The sequence below is a fragment of the Paenibacillus massiliensis 2301065 = DSM 16942 genome, assembly GCF_000377505.1.
Taxonomy (GTDB): Bacteria; Bacillota; Bacilli; order Paenibacillales; family Paenibacillaceae; genus Paenibacillus; species Paenibacillus massiliensis.
In genome coordinates this window covers 345,032-367,188 of the sequence record NZ_KB898185.1, presented here as the reverse complement: position 1 = coordinate 367,188, position 22,157 = coordinate 345,032, and the positions used below count along the sequence as shown (strand labels likewise).

14 protein-coding genes are annotated in these 22,157 nt (G+C 49.3%); 9 read left to right on the top strand and 5 right to left on the bottom strand.

What is annotated here, in order from left to right:
- Positions 1-139: 139 nt before the first annotated feature.
- Together D328_RS0101645 and D328_RS0101640 are read left to right on the top strand one after the other, a co-directional pair.
- Entirely contained in the window at positions 140-928 is a 789-nt protein-coding gene (locus D328_RS0101645; RefSeq protein WP_018883200.1) for a hypothetical protein, read from the top strand.
- 11 nt (positions 929-939) lie between these two features.
- Positions 940-2,043 (top strand): toxic anion resistance protein, encoded by a 1,104-nt coding sequence (locus tag D328_RS0101640; RefSeq protein WP_018883199.1) that lies wholly within the window; start codon positions 940-942, stop codon positions 2,041-2,043.
- Positions 2,044-2,434: 391 nt separating this feature from the next.
- Here D328_RS0101640 and D328_RS0101630 read toward each other — a convergent pair whose 3' ends face one another.
- From D328_RS0101630 to D328_RS0101610, 5 genes are all read right to left on the bottom strand, one after another.
- Positions 2,435-3,562 carry a GerAB/ArcD/ProY family transporter gene (locus tag D328_RS0101630; RefSeq protein ID WP_018883197.1) on the bottom strand — a complete coding sequence of 376 codons (1,128 nt, stop codon included), beginning with the start codon at positions 3,560-3,562 and terminating at the stop codon, positions 2,435-2,437.
- A gap of 12 nt (positions 3,563-3,574) precedes the next feature.
- Positions 3,575-3,781 carry a hypothetical protein gene (locus D328_RS28210; protein ID WP_018883196.1) on the bottom strand — a complete coding sequence of 69 codons (207 nt, stop codon included), beginning with the start codon at positions 3,779-3,781 and terminating at the stop codon, positions 3,575-3,577.
- Positions 3,782-3,811: 30 nt separating this feature from the next.
- Entirely contained in the window at positions 3,812-4,975 is a 1,164-nt protein-coding gene (locus D328_RS0101620) for a Ger(x)C family spore germination protein (RefSeq protein ID WP_018883195.1), read from the bottom strand.
- Positions 4,972-6,426 (bottom strand): spore germination protein, encoded by a 1,455-nt coding sequence (locus tag D328_RS0101615; protein WP_018883194.1) that lies wholly within the window; start codon positions 6,424-6,426, stop codon positions 4,972-4,974. Before D328_RS0101615 ends, D328_RS0101620 begins: the two co-directional genes overlap by 4 nt.
- A gap of 283 nt (positions 6,427-6,709) precedes the next feature.
- Positions 6,710-7,621, bottom strand: coding sequence for a hypothetical protein (locus tag D328_RS0101610; protein ID WP_018883193.1), 912 nt, complete (start codon positions 7,619-7,621; stop codon positions 6,710-6,712).
- 392 nt (positions 7,622-8,013) lie between these two features.
- Here D328_RS0101610 and D328_RS0101600 point away from each other — a divergent pair, with 392 nt between their 5' ends.
- The 7 genes from D328_RS0101600 (at position 8,014) to D328_RS28205 (ending at position 22,118) form a co-directional block, all read left to right on the top strand.
- Complete coding sequence (locus tag D328_RS0101600) at positions 8,014-9,816, top strand: vWA domain-containing protein (RefSeq protein WP_018883191.1); 1,803 nt, start codon at positions 8,014-8,016, stop codon at positions 9,814-9,816.
- 152 nt (positions 9,817-9,968) lie between these two features.
- On the top strand, positions 9,969-13,358 hold the full coding sequence (locus D328_RS0101595) for a tubulin-like doman-containing protein (RefSeq protein WP_018883190.1): 3,390 nt from the start codon (positions 9,969-9,971) through the stop codon (positions 13,356-13,358).
- 2 nt (positions 13,359-13,360) lie between these two features.
- The gene (locus tag D328_RS0101590) at positions 13,361-15,838 is read left to right on the top strand and encodes a hypothetical protein (RefSeq protein WP_018883189.1); all 2,478 of its coding nucleotides are present in this window, start codon (positions 13,361-13,363) and stop codon (positions 15,836-15,838) included.
- A gap of 45 nt (positions 15,839-15,883) precedes the next feature.
- A complete protein-coding gene (locus D328_RS0101585; RefSeq protein ID WP_018883188.1) occupies positions 15,884-17,164 on the top strand; it encodes a vWA domain-containing protein in 1,281 nt (426 codons plus the stop codon).
- A gap of 20 nt (positions 17,165-17,184) precedes the next feature.
- The gene (locus D328_RS0101580) at positions 17,185-17,820 is read left to right on the top strand and encodes a hypothetical protein (RefSeq protein WP_025677112.1); all 636 of its coding nucleotides are present in this window, start codon (positions 17,185-17,187) and stop codon (positions 17,818-17,820) included.
- A 33-nt stretch (positions 17,821-17,853) separates the two neighbouring features.
- Entirely contained in the window at positions 17,854-19,116 is a 1,263-nt protein-coding gene (locus tag D328_RS0101575; RefSeq protein ID WP_018883186.1) for a TRAFAC clade GTPase domain-containing protein, read from the top strand.
- Positions 19,116-22,118, top strand: a complete 3,003-nt coding sequence (locus D328_RS28205; RefSeq protein ID WP_018883185.1) for a GAP1-N2 domain-containing protein — start codon at positions 19,116-19,118, stop codon at positions 22,116-22,118. The genes D328_RS0101575 and D328_RS28205 overlap by 1 nt, the downstream gene beginning before the upstream one ends.
- The last annotated feature ends 39 nt before the right edge of the window (positions 22,119-22,157 follow it).

The window sequence follows — 22,157 nt, the reverse complement described above, 5'->3', positions numbered from 1 at the left end:
TAGATTGACACCTTCTGCATGTTTTCTTAAGATATCAGATAGTACACACTTCGGGGTGAGACATCTGTTAGCGTAAGGAATGACTATGGAGAGCGGTTGTTTACCCTTCTAGGTGTTGTAAGAGTCAGGAGGACAAGCTATGTTAAGAACTACTAAAATCTTATGGGGAGCTCTAATCGGATATGTTGTCGCGGCGATCAGTAGCCCTCTCATGCCTGAGTTTGTGTCCTGGGCAATACCGGCGTTGGCTACCTTGGTAGGAAGTATGATTCCTTCGTCGACGAGGGCACCTCTGACAGAGTCTAGAGATGTCAATCAGCGTAGTGAGTCACGTCTGAGACAAGAGCAAGCCGGTATGGACATGCGGGCACCCCGTGCAGGTAGCTCTAGCGATCTCGATGGTTCATATCGTTCTGGTGAGAGCTCCATTGGAGATCAGCAACAAAATCAACAGCAACAATCGCAACAATCGCAACAATCGCAACAATCGCCGGAGATGAGTCGTCCGGATGCACTAACGGAGCAAGATCCTGTATTTGGACCTGTTATTGCTTATCTTGAAGTTCTTGAGGATATGGTTATCTCCGAGGGTAGAAAAAATGAGCTGGACAATGAGATTGTGGAGAAGTCTTTGTCTCTGTTTGCCCGGCTGCAGCGTGTCATACCTGATTTGCATGCCTTGAACAACGGCGATGTCAATCATACGGTACGAAGGCTGATTCTCAAGGATTTGAACAGCTTGATAAATCCGTTCCTTCGTCTAAGCGGTGATGCTAAACGGACTAATCGGCGAACACTGCTTAATGGTCTGAGGGATGTAGATGCGAAGATTACCGAGATCGTGTCTACTATTGAGCATAAGGATCTTATCGAGCTGCAAAGTAAGGCGGAGCTCATTCACCAGCGATACAATAGCTCGGAATTATAGGAGGAATAGAGATGGCTACGGATTGGATTCAATTAAAGCAAGAGGATGAGCAGCGAGTTTCTCAGGAGGCGGCGCAGCTCATTCAGCGCGTATCTCAAAGTGATGTGTTTCAGCTAGATACACTGATGGACGATATTGGCAGTCTCGGCATCAAGACCCAGGAACGTGCTGGAATGACGCTGAAACAACTGGATCGTCCTGTAAATGATCTGATGTCCGGCAATCGCGCTGAAGTATCCAATATGATTCTGAAGCTACGGGACGAATGTGAAAGTCTTCAGCAAAGCAAAAATATCAGCTTATTCGGCCGTCTTCTGCGCAAGAGCCCACTTAAGAATTATGTATATCGCTATCAATCGGTGCGTAAAAATATTGATAGTATCATTAATGCCCTGCGGGATGGCAAGGATAATCTCCAAGAAAACATTGTGAATATGCGTCAATTGAAGCGGTCTTCCATTCAAGAGATTTATAATTTGCAGACGAAGATTGCCTTCGGCAACGAATTGAAGACACTGTTCGAGGCTGAGATTGCCAAGCTAGAGAATGAGAACCGGAAGCCCCATCTTGAGCGTGGACTACGCAAGGTGGTGAGTCGCATTCAATCAATGACCGAGATGATTATGCTATATAATCAAGCGATTGCTGCAACAGACATCATTAATGATAACAATGACAAGCTGATCGATTCAGTGAACAATGCGATTGATAAGACAGCGAACCTGATCACAGTATCTGCTATGATTGCTATGGCCTTGAACGATCAGGAGAAGGTCATCTCTGCAGTCGAGGCCACAAACAAGACTATTGAAGATCAGTTTAAGGAAAATGCAAGATTGCTGCGCACAACCACAGAGCGTACAAACGATCTGATGTCCAAACCAGCTATGTCTATTGAAGCTGTCAATCAGGCAATTGGTGACCTGATGTCTGCATTGGATTCGTCAGAGCAGTCCAACCGTCGTATCATTGAGAGCTGTAATGACTATACAACCAAGATGACTGCTTTGAATGCGAAGATGAGTGAGCGTCTTGGTTTAGAGGGTTCTAAGGGGCCAGCTATTCAAAGTACAAGCAGTGCAGATCGCAATGCACTAAGTTCGTTTTTGGACTAATTTCATAGCTTTAACAGAAGGCGCCTCTTGATATGAGGTGCCTTTTTCATTTATGAAGTTTATGAAGGAGATTTCCGGGGAGAATAACATACATCTGATTCCTGTGCATACAATCTCGTAAGAATTGGAATACATCTGTTCTGAGGAGAGAGGTATACGTATGTTAACTACCGTAATAGCGGGGATTGTCCTGGTTGTGCTTATAGTAGCAAGTAGTGAGAAAGCTGAATCTATTGCTGAATTAAATGAAGAATGATGATCATTTGTGTGAAGCAGTCTGCCAGGGTACAGGTGGCGATAGTGAAGATGACGGTAGTGATGGGTGATGTGCAGGATGTATCAAGGAGTTATATTTATGAAGAACGGCCTGGACTTGATGTTCCATCAAGACTCAGGCCGTTTTGTTATGCTGGTCAGCTGATGTGTCGTTCTCCTCAGGCTGCTGTCTCCCGAACCGGATACGGTGCACAAGCAGATACAGTAGTGGCAATGCATTGATAATGATCGCATTGAAGTACAGGGCATACGAGCGAAGTGCCATTTCATAACTGGACGGATCTCGTGAATACTGGAGAGCGGTGATGGCCACGGTACCTCCAATCATGAAGGTGAGCATACGACGCTTGTTGATGTTGAAGATCTCCTTGACACAGTTGGAGCACACATACATTAAGAAGGAGCTTCGAATGAACATGGTCGTAGACCAGACCGCAATCAATACCGGATCGAGATTGTCCAGAAAATCTCCATATCTTACATACCTGATCAGTTCAAGCAAGGGATAACGTAGCTGTGCGGATAAGTATGGCCCAAAATTTATGAGGCAAATTATCCAGTACAGAATCACCAGTAGCACCACCGTAAATCCGGCAAAGAACAAATACTGCATCGTTCTGCGATTGAAGTTATACGTCGGCACCAGAAAAAGCATAACGATCCATTCCGTGAACCAAGCGACGGTCATACTGGAATGAACCATTATTTGCTTCCAGTCATGGTTGGTGACCATGGATACGAGCACATCATAATTCCCCTGACTGATCGTCGGAGGAACGGTAGTAACCGTCATCAACAATTGTAGAAGGAAAATGCCCTCAGCCATGTATATAATCGTAAGTAGCCCCGAGCGTCCAGCTAACGAAATACATAATACAGTGAGCATTATGGTAATCCAGACTGGCGTATCCGGCATGTACATCGAGTGAAGAAATACGATAAAATTCTCCACATCTATACCGATAAGTGCCAGAGTGTATAAGGTGATGAAGGTAAGCACAGCCTTATGCGGCCATTTTCCAATAATACGAGCGCCGAATTCCTGAAATGGCTTATCTGGATATAGTCTCCCGAGCTTAACCGTAAGGAGCAGGAAGAAGCCGGATATCGCATAACCCCCGAGCAGGGCGATCCAGCCATAGTAGTTGCTCATTCCAAATAACCTGGGCAGTAGAAATGCAACATTTTGTGAGTAAAGGTATACGAACGCAAATCGATAGATCTGCCAATTGTTAACTTTCATAGATCTCCCACCTTATTTAAGGAGTACGTCGATCCAGCCTAACAGCATCATGATGATGCTGTTAGGCTGTGGCCATTTATCCACATAGTTGGCCATACCGCACCAGATTACAAACAGACAGAACAGGATGATGAACATGTAGTGGTCCTTTTTGTCCCGCTTGTCGATAAACTTCCATTCCATTAATGCGAGCGCCGAGTATAGCAGGATAACGATCATCCATTTCATCCTCCCTGTTGGCAATTCAGGCTAGGTACGGAACTCTGACCCGAAGTATTGAATGCTAATATCGGATATGACCCTGAACTGTATGTCTTCCTTGAAATGCTGTGCCCAATGGGGCCGCAGCTTGTCCCATACATGGGGATATTTCCACTCCAGTCGATAGCCTGACATTAGGATATCGGCTTCATGGGCCTGGGCCTTGTGGAGTGCAGAGAGCACTAAATCGTTCACATGGGACTCTAGCTGCTTCTCAATTTGCTGAATTCGTCGGACTTCCTCGGCCTTATGTGGTGGATAAATGCTACGGAGCTGACCCTTGGCCGAAAGGTGGATGCTGAATACCGGCTTTCCTTGCGACATATGAGCTTTTAGATCGCTTTTGATCGCGTACAGAGAGACGCTTGCCTTTTCCTTCTTATTCTCAATGGTAATGGAGGCTGTTTTGAGATTATTTCTCGTCCAGGCGATAACACGTGCTTCGTCCAGATCCAGTTCTCCAACCATCTTCATGTTCTTGAACATGGCTGCACCCTGCAGACCTACCCAATTCATGTTTTCATTATTTTCACTAATCATCTTTTCGTTCTGCATATTCAGCAAGGAGACGACGAAGCCTTGATTGTCAGCCTCTGCCATCAGCACATCCCGTATCTGGGTCTGCAGCAGATTGCGTTGGTTGGCAAATTCTCGTAGGACCTCACCTGGAGTCGTCTCCGCCACAGGGGTTAGCGATGTGATATCTTTTGCTTTACCTGGTGCTACAAAAATATAGCTGTTAATGTGAAATAATGGTTCTCTGAAAAGCCACTCAATTGTATCTCCGACTCCAGCCTTTGCGTATTCACGACCGAAGACAACTACTCGCGCATGTCCCCAGGACAGCTTTCGTGTCAGGTCCGTCTGCAGTTTCTCAGCAGCTTCCGTAAGAGACGTGCCCGTCTTGGTGAACACGGCATAGGGTCGGCCTCCGCCACCACCACCACCAGTATTCTCACCTGCCATGCGGTTCGGAAGCGGGACGCTAATCGTGAGCTCAACCTCGCCTGGTTTCTCAGCTTTGTCCACATAGATGGAGCTCACAAAAGCTCGTTCGTTGATCTCTACCTTGGAGGAGCACCCCGTGAGGAGACTGCACATGAACAGAAGAGTGACCATCAGAAGTGAGCGAACAAAGACTAAGGGCTTCATTTGGAGCTCCGCCTTTTCAATTGATTGGTATTCGTAAACGAGCTTGGCCGTCGCTTCATATCGAACCAGGGTACCCGCAAGAGCGTATCCTTAAGATCCTGGAACACGAAGGGGGCAAGCGGCTGCATATAAGGTATGCCAAATGAACGAAGATTCACCATATACCAGTAGGTAATGAATAGTGACATCACAATGCCGATTAGTCCAAGCGTCCCCCCGAGGATCAGGATCGGAAAGCGCAGCAGACGCAGTGTCAGGCTTAGTTCAAAGTGTGGGATTATGAAGGATGCGATCCCTGTAATAGACACGACGATGACCATAGGGGCGGATACGATCCCCGCCTGTACAGCGGCTTGACCAATAACAATCCCGCCGATAATCGATACCGTCTGTCCGAGTGGTTTGGGAATCCGTATACCAGCCTCCCGCAGTCCTTCAAAGGTGAGTTCCATGATCAAGGCCTCAATGAGAGCTGGAAAAGGAATATTCTCCCGGGCGCTTGCGATCGTAAGCAGGAGGCTTGTCGGTATGATCTCCGGATGGAAGGTTGTCATAGCTACGTACATCGAAGGCAAGAGCAAGGACATGATGGAGAACAGGAGCCGGACGAGGCGAATCCAGGAGGCAGGATAGAAGCCCTGGTAATAGTCCTCGGCAGACTGCATCATGGCGAAAAAAGTCGTAGGCAGAAGCAGCGTGAAAGGAGTACCATCCTGCAAAATGGCAACTCTGCCCTCCATAAGGGCGGAAGCAACAGAATCCGGGCGTTCTGAGAACTGACTCTGCGGGAAAGGGGAGTACGGGGTGCCAGCCATATATTCGGCCAAATAATTGATGCTAAGCACACTATCCATATCGAAGGAATCCATTTTCTCGGTAATTTCTTTCAGCACCTCTGGCTTGCACAGTCCTTCAATGTAGGTCAAATAAATCGTCGTTCGTGTGTAACGGCCAATCTCATACTTTACAGTCTTGAGCTTGGGGTGCTTGATGATATGACGCAGCAGTGACATATTCACCTGAATATCCTCCACAAAAGCCTGCTGAGGTCCAATAACGACAACTTCGTTAGTGGATTCAGGTACGGATCTACTCTGATACTGCTTCAGCTCGAACAAGCGCATGTGTGGTTGTTCAGCTACATAAAATGCAGCTTCACCAGCTACAATCGCATCGGTCACATCTTTGGCTGTCGAAGCCGTCTTATTAGTTATGGTGAAGAAAGCCTCATCCTTGATGCGGCTCAAAAGCTGCTCGTCTGTCTGCAGACGGGTTGCTTCCTCCAGCAGCGGTTTGGTTACAGCTTCTCTGAGTAGCTGCGTATTCGTTATGGAGGCGATGTAGAGCAATTTGCAAGGCAAGCTACCTAATTGGAAGGGCTGGATAATGAGGTCTGAGCAGCCTTGGAGATTGGAAAGCACCTCCTGCAGCAGCAGGTTCGATTTATTCATATTGTAAGAGCACACCTCCAATCTGAAAGATAGAAATGATGTTGATGGTGTTAGGGTGTGCCGGAACACAGGTTTTATTCTCCATAATCGATAGAGATTGTCTTCACAGGACAAAAAAACGAACCCGGTTCATCAAGGAATCTCCTTGATGAACCGGGTTCTTTGTAATCTTGATATAGGGGATAGGTGAACTTTGCAGGGGTGAGGTTTGCCTGTGACGTCTTTATTAAAAGGGGGTTCCAGCTGCTACAGAAGTCGCATAGCAGCTATCTTGGTATCCCGATCAATAGCTCCTCAGCTTGTGGATGCGAACCACCTCATCCATAAGGTCGCCGAAAGGAGTCGAGCGATTGCTCGTTACGATCCGATGGAGACGTATGAAGCGATCCTCGGGGAGGTCTGCTGCATAACGACAGATGAAGTCTGCATGCTCAGCAACATATTTCTTCTTGCCTACAGCCGCAGCGGCTACTGCTACCAGGACAGCGCGTCCGCCAGGAAGCTCCAATATCCTTCTCTCATAGAAGGTTACATAGAGCAGGGTTCGGCTTCGAACCAGCTCCCGTTTGATTTTTGCGATCTCGCCAATATAATCGACTAGGACCGGATCGAAGCTTCTTAGCAGCAGTGAGTCAAGTTCGAGATCCATATCCTTGCGGAGAATAAAGGATTGCAGCAAGGCAAGCTGCTGAAGACGAATGCGATCATCACGCTTCAGTACAGCGATTTCACGAAGCATTTCGTAAGCACGCTGTTCGTCATCCGGTCTGATGCTGGCAGCTTCCTCCCGATCATAGGCAAGTCCTTCTTCAATGGACTGGATACGATGCTTGAAGGTACGCCGGAGCTGTCGCTTCAGCTCCCAGGGATACAGCTTACGCTGCAGGCTCCACAAGATGAGGAGCATGATGATGCCTCCTACAAGGAACAGGACGCGACTAAGGGAGTCGGGGGCAAGAAAGACCGCTGTAGCGAGCAGCAGTAATGCGAATATCAGATCCCGCCGGTAGTACCAGCTCGTCTTGCTGGTAGCTACGACCATGAAGTGAACGAGTCGACGACGTCCACATGAAGCACAGGCTTCTCGTGGCAAGGCTGTAACGCTGTCGCAGCGCCGACAGACCTTAAGCTTATCGTACGCATATCTTGTGCGCTGAAATGGCCTGAACTGCACAGGCTGCTTGTGTTTATTCATAGCGTTCATTCCTGCTGTTCAAAGCGGTAAGCAGCTCTTTGTCAGTCTGCTCGTAGGACGGTGCACGTCTCTTATGTAAATAGTAAGTTATGATTTTCGCGACGACAAAAAGAAACATTATCGCGATACATCCGTATGAGATCATATGGGTCCTCTTTCTTTTCCAATTTTATGACAGAATATTCATAGATGTTTGCACTTATCAGGGTATAATTATATCATTGTTGCAGGATATTGGTAAAATTCGCTGTTGCCTCCTGTAACAAGAGGCAGACCTCTATTTTAGATATTTCAGCATTTTTTCATCACATTTTCAGAAAGATTTAATGGAAGACCAATAGAGTACATCTAAGAGGACGTATCAAAGTTCTACAAGTGAAGGGGAACAAGTCATGAGAGAAAAAATGAAACATACGATATGGAGTCTGATGGCTGTCTGGATGGTAGTGCTTCTGCTAACTGGCCTCATAGCCCAACCTGCACGAGCAGCGAATTCAAGCTCTGCCTCCCGCGTTGACGCAGTGCTGGTCGTGGATGTGAGCAATTCCATGAACACCAGTGATCCGGAGAAAATTGGAAACGAAGCGATGAAGATGTTCGTAGACATGCTATCGACGGGTGGAGACAAGGTGGGGATCGTCTCCTATACCGATGTCATCCAGCGTGAGAAGGCGCTGTTAACAATTCAATCGCAGGAGGACAAGGAGGAGCTGAAGAGCTTCATAGACGGTCTGAACCGGGGAGCATATACAGATACTTCTGTAGGTGTTCGTGAAGCGATGCAACTGCTCAAGGATGGTGCTGAGCCAGGGCATGCGCCGATGATTGTCCTGCTGGCTGACGGTAACAATGATTTCAATCCAAGCACGGGGAGAACAGATACCCAGGCCGATCAGGATATGAAGCAGGCAGTCGCGGAGGCAACAGCTGCAGGAATCCCCATCTACACGATTGGATTGAATGCCGATGGCAAGCTGAACAAGGATCGACTAGCCGATATTGCAGAGCAATCTGGTGGTAAGTCATTTATTACGGACTCTGCTGAGGATCTGCCAGATATTCTAAGCCAGATTTTTGCGAGTAACCTCAACCTGAATGTCGTGCCAGTTGATTCAATCACGGGTAACGGTAATTACCAGGACGTCAAGATTCACGTCCCCAATGACAGTGTAATGGAGGCTAATATCTCGATTACTTCATCGCAGCCAGTAGATGCTCGCCTGATCGATCCAAGCGGTCAGACCCGCACAATCCCGGCTGACGATATTCTGCTCTCATCGTCGAAGAGCTATTCTTTATTGAAGCTGCTCAAGCCAGAGGAGGGAGACTGGACGCTGCAGATCAAAGGAGTAAAGCAGGATCAGATTGATATTAACCTGATATTTAACTATGATCTGCAGCTCACGTTGGCGGACATTCCTGCGCAGAGCTACTCCAAAGGAGACAGCATTGACATTCAGGCCTTCCTGAGCAGCAACAACCAGCGGCTTCAGGACCAAAGCCTGTATGCGAATATGACAGCTAAGCTGCTTGTGCATGATGTGAATACAGGAGCAGACAGTTCCATTGACCTTAACAATGAAGGGGATCATTTTGCAGGACAATTCCAGCTGCCAGAGGCCCATGACTATGAATTGACTGTACGGGCAGAGGAGAAGAGCTTCTACCGTGAATCAGCGACGATAACCATCAACGGCTCTGGAGCAAGTGGAACTTCAGGTTCAGGCTCCTCAACTGTTCCAGCTGAGGAGTCCGGGGCAGGCTTGCTGTTACCTGCGATTCTTGGGGGGGCTGGATTGCTGATCGTACTTGCGGCTGCATACTTCCTTTGGAAATATGTGCAGAAGTCAGGCAAAGGCTTTGTCGGGCAGCTTGTCGTTGAGATTCAGGATGACAATACTGGTGAGAAGTCATATCCCCAGTACAAAAAGCTGACGGGCTTCCGCGGCAAATTCACACTGCATCAATTGCTGCAATTGGCCCCGGAGCTGGCAGAGTCAGCTCAGATCGTATTTACTCCAGGTCGTAATGATAAGCTCGCTGTTCGTTCCACTGGGGCGATCCCGATTGAGAAGTCCGGGCGAGCCGTTCAGGCTGCACAGGGCATTGAACTGGGGCACAATGATCGGATTACCGTACCATTGGGAAGTGTAGGCAAGACGATCCTGCTGGAGTATTTGTCCACTAGCCGTTAATTGAATTAAGAAACTGTAATTGATAAGAAACAACGATCAGATAAGAAACAACGATCAGATAAGAAACAACAATCAGATTAAGAAGCAATGAATCAGAATAATAGAATATATAGTTATTCATCGGATTATTACAGGAATCAGGGGGAATCCAAATGAAACCAGTAGTCAGAGAACACATACAGCAATTGGATGTATCACTGGGCGGCGGGATTGTTAGTGAGAAGATTAGAGTAGATACGATTGATAACCCTATTTTAATTATCGGTCTTGGCGGGACAGGGATTGATGCTCTGCTGAGATTGAAATATCAGATCAACCGCAGATTCAAGCTGCCAGAAGATCCCTTGTCCAAGAAAAAGCATGATAAGCCAGACAATGTAGAGTTCCTCGCCTTCGAGACGAATGAACAGGACAGGAATAAAAAATATAGAGGCATCGGCTTGGACCCGAACAATGAGTTCGTGCTGCTCTCCAATGCAGAGATCGGTGGCCTGCTGCAAAATCGCAGCATTCTGGAGCCTTATATTACAGACTGGCTCTCACCAGAGCTAAGCATTACAGATGGTATGAACGGTGCGGCGGGTGTACGTCAGGCAGGACGCTTACTGCTGTTCACCAAGATTAACCAGGTCGTGCAGAGCATCGACAAGAAGATCAAGACATTATCTGTCGGCACCAACAAGAAGCTCATGGTGTTCCTTCTGTCAGGTCTATCTGGTGGTACCGGAAGTGGTACCTTCCTGGATATATCTTACATCGTACGTGGACTTATTGAGCGTGATTATGGATCAGCAGGGATTGACCGTGTCAATACACTTGGTTATCTGTTCACGCCTGATGTCAATCTCTCGAATAAGAGCTTGAGTGAGCATACCCGTGAATACATCAAGAAGAATGGGTACGCAGCGCTTAAGGAGCTCGATTATTGGATGAACGTGGACAATCGCGGTGAGCGGTTCCGTCAACAATATGGCAACATCCTGAACGTCAACTCGCCATTGCCGCCGTTCAATCTGTGTCATCTGATCTCAGCGACGAATACCGAGGGCAAGCTGCTTGAGAATGCCTACGATTACTGCATGAACGTTACAGCTGAGAACATCACGAACTTTATGGCAAGTGAAGAGAAACAATCTGGCGAAGAGTTCGCCATTCATGACTATATCAGCAACATCCGTACCAACATTGCCCAGATGAATCGGGCCTATCCTGCGAATTACGAGTACAACATCATCGGAGCGTCTTCAGCCGTGCTTCCGGTGGAAGAGATGACGACCTATCTGGCCTATCGCCTGTTCGAGAAAATGGGCAAGATGTTCGAGAAAGCACCGGGTCAGGAGGAGGTCGAAAAGTTCGCCCGTAAGCTTGGCGTCGATCTGGACAGTATGATCAAGAATTTCGAATCCCGTGTGCCAGAGCCATTACCTGGGTTTGAGAACAGTGAGCGTCTTAGCTACGCCAATGTGATCAAAATGCAGGTCGTGAACATGGACACCGAGCTGGAGCAGACATTCCTGAATCGGGCGCGTGAGGAATACATTAAGGCGAAGAAGCAGCTTCCAGGTGAGATCGTCGGTCAATTTACCGATCAGATTCGCCGGATGTTCCTGCATCCAGAGCAGGGGCCATTCTACGTATCTCGACTTATTTACACGGAGAAGGGCTTCTGTCTGCTCAAAATGCTTCTATCGTACATTGAGGCACTGAAGGATAGCCTGCATCGGATTCCTCGGGACATCGAGGCGGCCAGGGAGCAGGCCGAGGAGAAGATGGGGGATGCGAAGAGTGCTTTCGTATCCAAGGATAAGAAGAAGAATGCTTATATTGAAGCGAAAATCAATGAATACTGGCTGCACGCAGATATTGAGCGTACGGAGCAGTTGATCGAATTTTACGAGGATCTATATGATCTGCTGAATCAGGAGAACAATCGCATTTATCATGTGTATACAGAAGTGCTTAATGCTCTTAGCAGCATCTTCTCGAAGAATGGCGATCTTCTCGTGAACGGTGCCGAACAGGAGGATCATAGAGGCAACAAGACCTACTACTGGAATCTTGTTAGTGTTCCTGATATCGAAACCGTTGTCTCTGGCATGCTGGAGAAGAGGGATGGCGACGATCTGATTCGTGATTTTGCCCATGCCCTGCTGGAAAATTCCGATCGTTGGGTCAAGGAACAGGATATCGACATTGTCACCTCAATCTCGGAGTTCCTGACAGAAAAGTTCGGCGACCTTATCACGCGTTCCATGGAAGACTTCCTCATCATGAAATACGGGCAGGATGAGGCCATTGAGAAGTTCGTAGAGCGTCATATCGCGAGCAAGCTTGACGAGGAAGCAGTGCCGGTGTTCCACCTCAGCAACAGTGCGGGGAATCTGTACTTTCCATCATGGGGCTTCGTGTCCGTCCCGGTACAGGCACCAAGCATCCTGAAGGGAATTCGGAATTATCAGAATAATGCGATCGGCAAATCGCACTTCACGATTAAGGAAAGTGAGGTCAAGAATCGCATCTTCTGGCTGAACACCCGTAACGGCGTACCGCTATTCGTATATACGCCACTGAAGGTATATGAGGAGAGCTATGAGCGTACGATTCTGGATCGAGAAGGAATTGGAAGACATCTTGTGCAGACAGGTCGCAACAACTGGACGAACCTGCCTTCGCCGATCCCGGAGAAATCTTGGGGGGATACGTATGTGAACCCTCGGGTGCAGGCCTTCAACGCTAATGTACGAAGTGATTTTGATCGTGGTCTGGCCCTGGGAGTCATTCGGATGAAGGGTGACGAGAGCAATACCAGCAGTCGATATGAAGTCATTCGCACCGGTGCTCTTGATGTGGACAGAATCTTGTCTGCTTATGATATGCAGCTAGACGCCTCCAAGCCGAATCTGGGAGAGGTTAAGCGTGCCACCAATGAATTGAAGCGACTGCTTGCCGGAGGAATGGAGCAGACGGGAGCGAAGGATATCTTCGGCAGTATTAACGAGGAGCTGGGCAAAGAAAACCTGATCCGCACGCCAGAGCTAATTCATGTGCTCCGTGAGGAGCTTGCAAAGTATGCGCAGCTGCAGGCTAAGCTGACAGAGCTGGAGAGTATGCTAGGCAAGCACCAAGATGAAGAGCAGCGGCTTGATCAATTCATCCAGGCACTGTATACGGATACTATTACCAAAAAAGGTGCTCTCTACGTATATGACCGTGATCCAGAGGAGGAGGCATGGGAGCCGTTCGGCAATGTCCTGAAGAGCCGTCATTATGTGGAATACGATGTGTATACGCACTTCCGGGGGCTGGATGAGAAGAGTCGTGCAGCTTTGATGCGCAAGGCGGACCGACGGGACAATGAGCTGACATCTTCGGAGGATATCGCGCCTCTGCTGGATAAGCTGGAGAGCCTCGTCACCCTTTTCATGGAAGCAAGAGATCAATTGGAGTATGAGCGAGTGGAGCATGCGAATGGAGAAGAGCTATACTCCTTCTACAAGCAAATGGCAAGCAAACTAAATGACATTCGTAGAAGGCTGAAGTAGAAATGAGAGATAAGCTGGAGCAGTTCGCTGTGTCCTACGCGGCAGCGGAAGACCAATTCATTGGCAGTGGGGATGGACGCAGCAGCATCCATTACCCCGCTGTGTTTCTCTTTATTGGCGACCATGCAGGCTCTGCCATTAGCCATGTCATGGACATGAATGACCGCAAGTGGGATAACAGTGCAGGTGTCACCTATATTCATGTTCACTCCGGGACGGACATCTCAAAAGGGCATTCCAGAGTCCTTACCCATCAGATCAGGCCTTATAAGCAGGCTGCAGATATTAGAGAAGATGAGAAGAGAATGAATGATGCACGACAGGATGTTCATGGGGATAAGCACCTGTCTTTGCATACCGAGGTTACCAATCCCCGCTATGCGCGAAGTGATCTGTACCGGGACTTCTACGCGGACGAAGAGGGTCTGATCCAACTGAATGGCTGTCTTCGACGGGCTAGTCTTCAATTGGCGGAATATGGACGATTGTATTCCTCTTTTGATCGGGTCCATCTCACTGTCATTACCGTCGGTGATGATCCGTTGAATGTACTCGTACCCGAGATCACACTGCTATCCGAATATTTGCTGGCTCAATCCTTCAAGTCGGTCCAGATGGATCTGTATGCGCTACTGCATGAGGGGACACAAGAAAATTATGGGTACAGCAGTGCCTTGAATGTAGCATTCCTTCGTGAACTCGACCATATGCAGGACCCAGGATATCAGATCACAGCTACACTTCATATGACTGAGGATCGACTCGGTATCAAGGTAAAGCATGGTCCAGCTCCCCTATTCGATCTGGTCTACCTGCTATCTGATAAGGATGAACGAGGAAGGATTGTACCTGACAGCCTGCGGGAGAACGGTGAGCTCATCTGTCATATTCAGCTGCTGAAGAACCGTCTGCATGCTTCCAAGGGAAGCGCTATGGACGACTATGGTACCGCTGAGCGTTGGCCACAGGAAGGCGGCTATAACAACACGTCCTTCAAGAATAATATGGGTACAGAAACAGGGCGTCCAGTCTACGTTTCTGCTGGTCTGGGAAAGGTAAAACGTCCAAACGAACCGATTGCCCTCACCGTGCTATATCAGTTCTACAAGCAGCTTCTGGGCCGAATGAGGAGCGAGATCGAATGGAGTCCGAAGGATAAGCTGTCCTTCTTCCGACTGGACTCAACCGGGAGGGAGAGCTGGATGACTCCACTGCTGCCTCAAGCTGAATTTCTTGGAGATATGACGGGCTTGATGACGAGTGGTGCCAGCTTCTCAGCGCTCCGCCGCATGACGCTAAGAGATGCTGAGGCGTCGCTGTTCGGCGAAGCCTGTGGGGACTTCTTCCGCGAGCATGCCGAGTTGCCTGCGAAGCAACGTCTGGACTCTTTCGATGCAGACCAGTGGCTTCAGCAGCTGTTGAAGGAGCAGGAGACACGTCTTCCGGATATTGGGCTGTATGAGATATTGTCCTGGACGGATGAGGATCAGCCTGGAAATGTGCTGACAGCTGTAAGAGGTCTAATTCGTGATTATACGAATGAGCGCACAGAGCTGGTAGCGAGCCTCGAACAGCTATATAACCAGTCGGTTGAGGAGCTGTCCTTCCCACGAGTACCTCTGCTGGATAAGCCGAATGTCAGGAATTTCATTCGATATGTAGCAGAACAGGTCTATGGCCGTAAGCTGGAGCTGCTGGAGCTACAGATGTATACAGACCTGCTCCGCACCTGTGAGGCCGCGTTTGAACGCCTCCATGGTCGTGTTCAGGCACAGCTTGATCGGCTGCGTGATATCGAGCAGCAGCTGCAGACGCAAGCCACGGAGCACCTGCGGCGAGCTGACCAATATACAGGACAGAATGTGCTGGAATATTATGCGAAGGTGACGGCGGAGGTGCTTGATGAACTGGAGAGCAAGCGGGGACAGGATGTACTTTTCTCGGATCGCCATATGGGAAGTAAATTCTCTCTGGTTACACTGGAGAGTCCAGCACTTCTGGAGCGGCTGATCCACACATGTCAATCGCTTATTCTGACTGCGGCTCCGTTCCGGCAGACCTTCGAGGAGGAGCTCCTTCTAAGAGCCAATGTAGCCTCTGCATATGAGAATCGGCAGATCGTCTCGAAGGATCAGCTATTCAAGGAGCTCTACCATACGCTGGAGGAAGGCGCGACAGTGCATATTCGCTTACTCGATTACACACACGAACACCGTTACGAGGAAAAATATTTTTTTGGGGACTATGAGGGTGAATTTTTGCCGTATGCCATGAAGTATGACCATGATGCTCGTATGTATAAGCTAGGATTTGTGCATGTGACCCGCAGCAGCGGAGTGGAGAAGCTTCATTTGATGGGAGGCTTCCAGATCGAAGATATACTGGTCTATCGTAATGGACGTACTTACTATGAGACCTACATTGCTAACGGCTATCTCCTGCATGGGCTTGACCCCCAGGTGTTGCCTGAGCTTCGCTGATCTCACCCCGATATAATCCAAGGTAGAAAGGGAGCATGAACATCTATGCAGCGTAAATTTAATCCACTCCTTCTGCTGTTCAGTCTGCTGGGTGGAGGCATCGGCTTCATTCTCGGCGAAATAGTCCTGCACCAGCTGCTGGACACCTGGCCGAGAATCATTGTGATCGGACTGTATTTCGGAATCATGGCACTCGCTATAGGGCTAGCCTGCTTGCTGGCTGAGCTAATCACCCCTAAGCTGAACGGAGTATCCTGGAAGCAACGATATTCGGATGTGTCCTGGAAATGGCTGGTGCCCGCTACCCTTGTGCTTCTGTTCGGTACAGGTACTTTACTGGAATGGGGGCATCAGTTCAATCCGTCCGGAAGCAGACAGGTACGGGACATTGTGCTCGTTATTGATAACTCGGGGAGCATGATGGTCACGGACCCAGACCGCCAACGCCTACAGGCAGCCAAAAATCTGGTGGAGCAGATGGATCGTCGCAATCGAGTGGGCGTCATCCTTTTTAATGTAGGTGCGACCATATTGCAGCCTCTCACTGAGGTAGGGACGGATGCGCAGAAGCAGGCTGTGAACACCAAGCTTGACGAAATTGTCGATACGACAGCAGGTACGGATATCGGGCTTGCTCTCTCCGAGGCATTACTGCATATTCAGGAGCAGGGAGATGCTGATGCTGGCACGATGGTCATACTGCTGTCCGACGGTGACAGTGCTGTGGATGTACCTAATGTACTGGCACCCTATGCAGAGCGTGGAATTGCCATCAACACGGTTGGTCTAGCCCTGACCGAGCCGTCTGGTGTAGCCTTGCTGCAGAATATCGCCCAGACTACAGGTGGTACCTATACCGATGTAGCCAGAGCAGATACGTTATCTGCTGTGTTTAGCGAAATATTTGAGCGCAGCGTCGGGGACCGTACTCTTGTCACGGAACGGAGCGGACAGCTGGAGATGAACACCTTTCTCGCTATTTATCGTGTTGTAGCGCTTGCTATTGTGGGTGTGGTGCTAGGACTCGCGCTGGGGCTTGTGTTTGACAACCGCTTCCTTGCCCGCAATTTTGCCATTGGGGGCGGTGTCGGCGGTGTGCTAGCCGGACTGGTGCTTGAGCAGGGACTGTCTGGCTCGGCTATTGGTGACTCTCTGATTCGTCTAGCAGCGATGTTGTTGCTCTCAGGTATTCTTGCGCTGTTCATGTTCGTCCTTCCGGTTAGCGAGAGTACGCGCCGCAATTCTGGTCATGCACCTGGTCGCAGAACAGGTAGAGGTGAGGAAGAGGAACGTCCAGCCCGGGGCAGAAGAAACAGAGGATTCTAATGACGAAAGGCCCGATGATAATGAAGACACGACGATCAGAGCCGGGGTATCCTGGAATAACGGACATTAGCTCCAAAATTGAAAATCATGAATTAGCCTTGCGCTGGCGCTGGCCCTCTGGAGTCCACGCTGTATATATTGCTAAACAAAGCGATGAACTGCCCGTACCTGCTGAGCCTGACCAGAGTCAGCTCCGTCTCTTCACCCGTGATGAATACAAGGCGGCCGGCTATTATCGGGACAGACTGGAGGGCATTGGTCGAGTTGTATATACAGTCTATCCAAGCGTATTGGAGCAGGACGGGCCTGTCTTAATATTGCAGCAGGATTCCGGGAATCAGATTGCTGTCAGTGCTGGTAAGGCGAAGATCATGTATTCTGTACAGCATAAGAAGGCATGGTTCAGGGACCGTAAATCGGTCCAGATCAAGGTCACAGCCGAGGTCCCCGTTCCGCGGGAGGTTCTCTGCTATGTGAAGAAGATGGGGGGATACCCTCTCGATAAAGAGGACGGAACGGTCTATCCCTTCACCCAGTCCTTTATGGCTGGCCCCAATATACTGCCTTCGATTGAAGTGCGAGCGGATGAGTATGTCCGCTTGTTCTTCACGGAGGGAGCTACATACGGTCAGACGTATGAGCTGATCCCTGAGTAGGAATTAAGAGACTGAATGAGAGGAGGAGCTTCTATGAATTTTTTTCAGCAATTCTTCAAGAAGAAGCCTCAGGAAGAGCCCAGACCACTATATTATGATATTGTCTGCCCTTATTGCTTCAGCAAATTCGAGCCGCAGGATGTCGTCTTCCGGGCAGCTCATCATCGTGAGGATGATGAGGATTTCGCACTTGGCGAGGATGATCGACTGAACAAGTATCGTGAGCGCTTCGGCTTGGATATGGTCTATGAGATCGAAGCGATCATTGACCCAAGGGATGTGCCTGAGGAATATCATCACTATACCGATGAGGTGCTAACAGGGCTAACAGACCGATACGGTGAGCTTACACGTCGTCGTTTGTGCCCGCATTGTCATAACGAGCTTCCGGTTACAGCAGGCAAGGTGCCTAGCAATATCATATCAATTATTGGTGCCTCACAGGCTGGAAAATCCGTCTATATGACCTCCCTAATCCATACTCTGCAGCATTACACAGCAGATCATTTTGATGCAGCTTGTATGCCGTTGACGGCCGAGATCAGTCGGAAGTTCAGAAGTCTTTATGAAGAGCCATTGTTCGAGCGAGGGGATCTGTTGTCCTCCACGCAGAAAGAGAAGATGCAGGAGCCGTTTATTTTTCAATTCGTCTTCAAGGATGAGGACAAGGCTCCCCTTACGCTGGTATTCTTCGATGTTGCGGGGGAAGGCATGGTCGATCAGGACTATCTGGGCCTGCATGGTCAACATATCAAGAACTCAGCAGGCATTCTGTTCATGGTCGATCCGCTACAGATTCGTTCGATCCGCGAGCGAATCAAGCTCAATCTGGGTGATGAGCGTGGGGAGTTCGTCTCCCAATACGATGAACCGCGAGATGTGGTGCTGACCCTGTTCGGCGATTTCATTGCGTATCAGGAGAAGAACAAAACGTCCATTCCAACAGCAATTGTGCTGACCAAAAGCGATATGCTGACTGCACTGGCAGATGATGAGGGAACTTACATCAAGAGAAATAGCAATGTCTTCAATCCAATGGAGCATCGGAAGTATCTTGATCTGACAGAGTTCGCCAACATTGATGGTGAGATTAGACGATTCATCGAGAAGGTAGACAAGCCGTTCAAGGGGACGATGGATGTATACTTCACAGATACAGCTTATTTTGCGGTGTCTGCACTCGGCAGTAACCCCGTTGATCAGAAGCTACAGGGGCTAGTTAGTCCGATCCGTGTGGATGAGCCCTTCATTTGGCTGTTATACAAACTGAAGTATATTGAGGGGAGAGAGTCGTAGTGAGTTTTTCAGAGCTCCACCTCATTCAGCAGCAAATGTACACAAGGGAAAGACGTGGGGTCTTTCGTACAACCGAAGGCTTTGACACGGTGGCCAAATCCGCGGGCCTGGAGGCGGCATGGATTAAAAAAGTGCTACATCCGTTATGCACTTATGATGCCCCTGCGGCATTGACGGCTCGCGGAGTGAAGGAGGAGAGCGTCTATCCTGATGCGCTTCATCTGATACGAACAGAATCCGGTGAAATGATTCTGGGCAGAAGTATCTTCAAGGCTACCGACTTCACTGGCTTGCGAAGTGCGTTCTTCACCCACAATCTGATCATCCCGAAGGGAGCTCCAGAGGGTGCAGCCGATTATAAGCTGTGGCTGAATGTAGCCTTTGCGGACAGCTATGACATCGAGCAGGGAACCGAGCTACCAGAGCTGGATAAGCTTCCGGCGCAGGGCTTGATTCCAAAGGAGAGCAGTCGTGAAATTCTGACGCGTCTGGGGCTGGATGAAGCGATCTTTACGAAGCTGCTATACGCGGTGATGATGTCTGTTGCAGGCCGCAAGAAGGTCTACATTGCCCTGAATACAGAGGCGGAGGACACCAGTAAGGCAGCGAAGTCACTCTTGCAAATCCTGTACTCCGTACTGCCCTTTGCGTTCCGACGCAAGCTTGGCTTCATTACATATGTCAAAGAGCCCTCTAGCCGTAAGGGAATTCATGTCACATTCACGGAGCCGGGCGGCCTCCGGCAGGGAGATCGAAGCATTGATAAGGATTATATATTCGATCTAGCCCAGAGCCGGGTATTGAATGCGGAACCGGAGGATCAACAGAGAGGGTACTTGTCCTGGATCTGGCAACAGTTACAGCAGGAGGAGTCCCTTGAGGAATATTTCAAATTCGCTGCCCAAATGCTGGAAGGCATGGAGTCTGAACGAGAGTTATCGCTAAATGCCTATGACGAGCTGGCAATGTTATATCGAATGGAAAATGGGGACCCGAGTGGCTATGAGAACAATCGGGAGCGTCTTCTCCGTGCCCTTATCCAATACTTATCCATAGATAACGCACTGCCTCAGAAGATGAGACTGAATGACCTGTTTCTTGAGGCATTTGATCGCGAGTTTGACCGGGTCAAAAATCAATTCATACCGGACCCGTCTTTAATTGAGACCTTTCGGGAGTACTACAAAATAGATAAGCGTTATATTGAATTCAAGCTAGTGGAATATTTGATCCGTTCATTGAACAATGCTTTTGCTACAGGGCGGCAAGCTGAGGCTGCTCGCATTGTAGCTGCTGTGGAGCAGGCCCCTGACCTGAAGAATTCGCTGCTGACCAAGCTACTGAGTAACTCGCTGCTGACTTCTACCTTGTTCGTTCCTTATTTGCAGGGGCAGCTTCGCACTGCTCGGAATATGCAAGAGCTGATGAGTATGCTCGTCCAATGGGTTCGGTATCGTCCAGGTCTGGAGGCTGATGAGCAGATTCAGGAGACGATGATCGCAGCTGTAGCACAGACGATGGGCAAGGAGGCAGATCTGGTCGCGGCGGCCAATATCTTGCATGACAGGCTGGAACAAGTTGAGCGCGATGAATCTGATGCTGCTTCGTTCCTTCCAGGTATGGCGGATGCATTAAAAGAGGCCGCAGATATGTACATGATTACAAAGCTGAGTCTTCAGGAGATGAAGCCATCCCAGATTACACAGCTTCGTTTCTGCAACCGATCGGATCTGGGACCTTGGGTGGCTCGACTGAACCGCTCCTTGCAGCAAAGGGCAGTGCAGCTCATCGCTGCATACGACTGGTTCGCGAATGCTGATCCAGGCCTGACCTTGCTTGAGGGACTATCCGCTGAGGATGAGAAGGCCGTGCAGGATTGGGCGTTACATTGGCTTCCGGAGGAGATTCGCGAAGGGAAATTTGCCCTTATTCTCCCAGCGTTCTATGCTTCCACAGGGGAACAGGCTGGCATGGTGAACTATGTTGGTATGTTGCAAGCCGTGCGCAATTGGGCCGCCTCCCCTGAGACGATCTGTACGTTCATTCGCTGGAGCGAAGAGCGGATTGAATTCGGAACGGTACGAGGCGGTTACGAGACACGCTATCGTCATGCCTTGCTAGCTTATTTCAGGGCAGAAGGACGTGAGGTGCTGCACCAGAAGCAGCTATGGAACAAGTATTTCAAGCCTGCTCCCGAGCCCTATCAGTCATTCTATGTCCAGGCCAAGCGCCAGACGGAGGCAGGCTGGCTTCGCGTATTTCGCAAGATGGGTAAGGGAGGGCGAGTGACCATCATGATCGCCTTGCTGGGAGTAGTTGTCTGCGGTAGTCTACTTGCGGCAGGTGTATGGGGCCAGGATCAGGCTGAGCAGCCAGATCCACAGTCTCCAACCGTTCAGCAGCCAGCCCCATCGGGCCAGCCAGAGGAGAGTGTGGAGCCTGCTGCAGTAACAGCTGTACTACAAGCAGCCAAATCGCAGGCAGGCGAGTGGTTACTTGAGCTGCAGTTTCCTGATGAGGCATCCAGGCTGGTCTTTGCTCCTGAGCATATTTCAGTCATAGAGCCTGACGGCACAACTCATAAGTTCGAGCAGTTCAAGGTGCTGCCTGTTGATGAGCTCAGTACCCTTAGCACGGAGAATCCATCTTCTGATTCTTCAAGCGCTGCGGACTTAACGGGTGCAACAGACACCAACGACTCCTCGAACTCTGCAGGCTCTGGTAACGCGAATACCTCTGGTGAATCGACTCCGTCCGGTGAATCAGCTTCCGGCTCTGCCGGAGGTGGGAATGAGACAGCTGCTGATGGCACGGGGGATTCGTCAAATGCAGTAGCGCCAGAATCAGCCTCTGGTCCTGCACTTGAGGAAACTCAGCAGCCGTCTGTCATGTATCCGTTGACCATTGCCATTCAAGAGGATTACTCTTTCAAGGATAACAGCAAGCTGGTGATTGATGAAGTTACTATGCCTTTAGTCATAGAAAAAGGAAAGTCGAATTAAGTGCAAAAGCGCAATCTATGCGATTCTTGTAGAAATAAC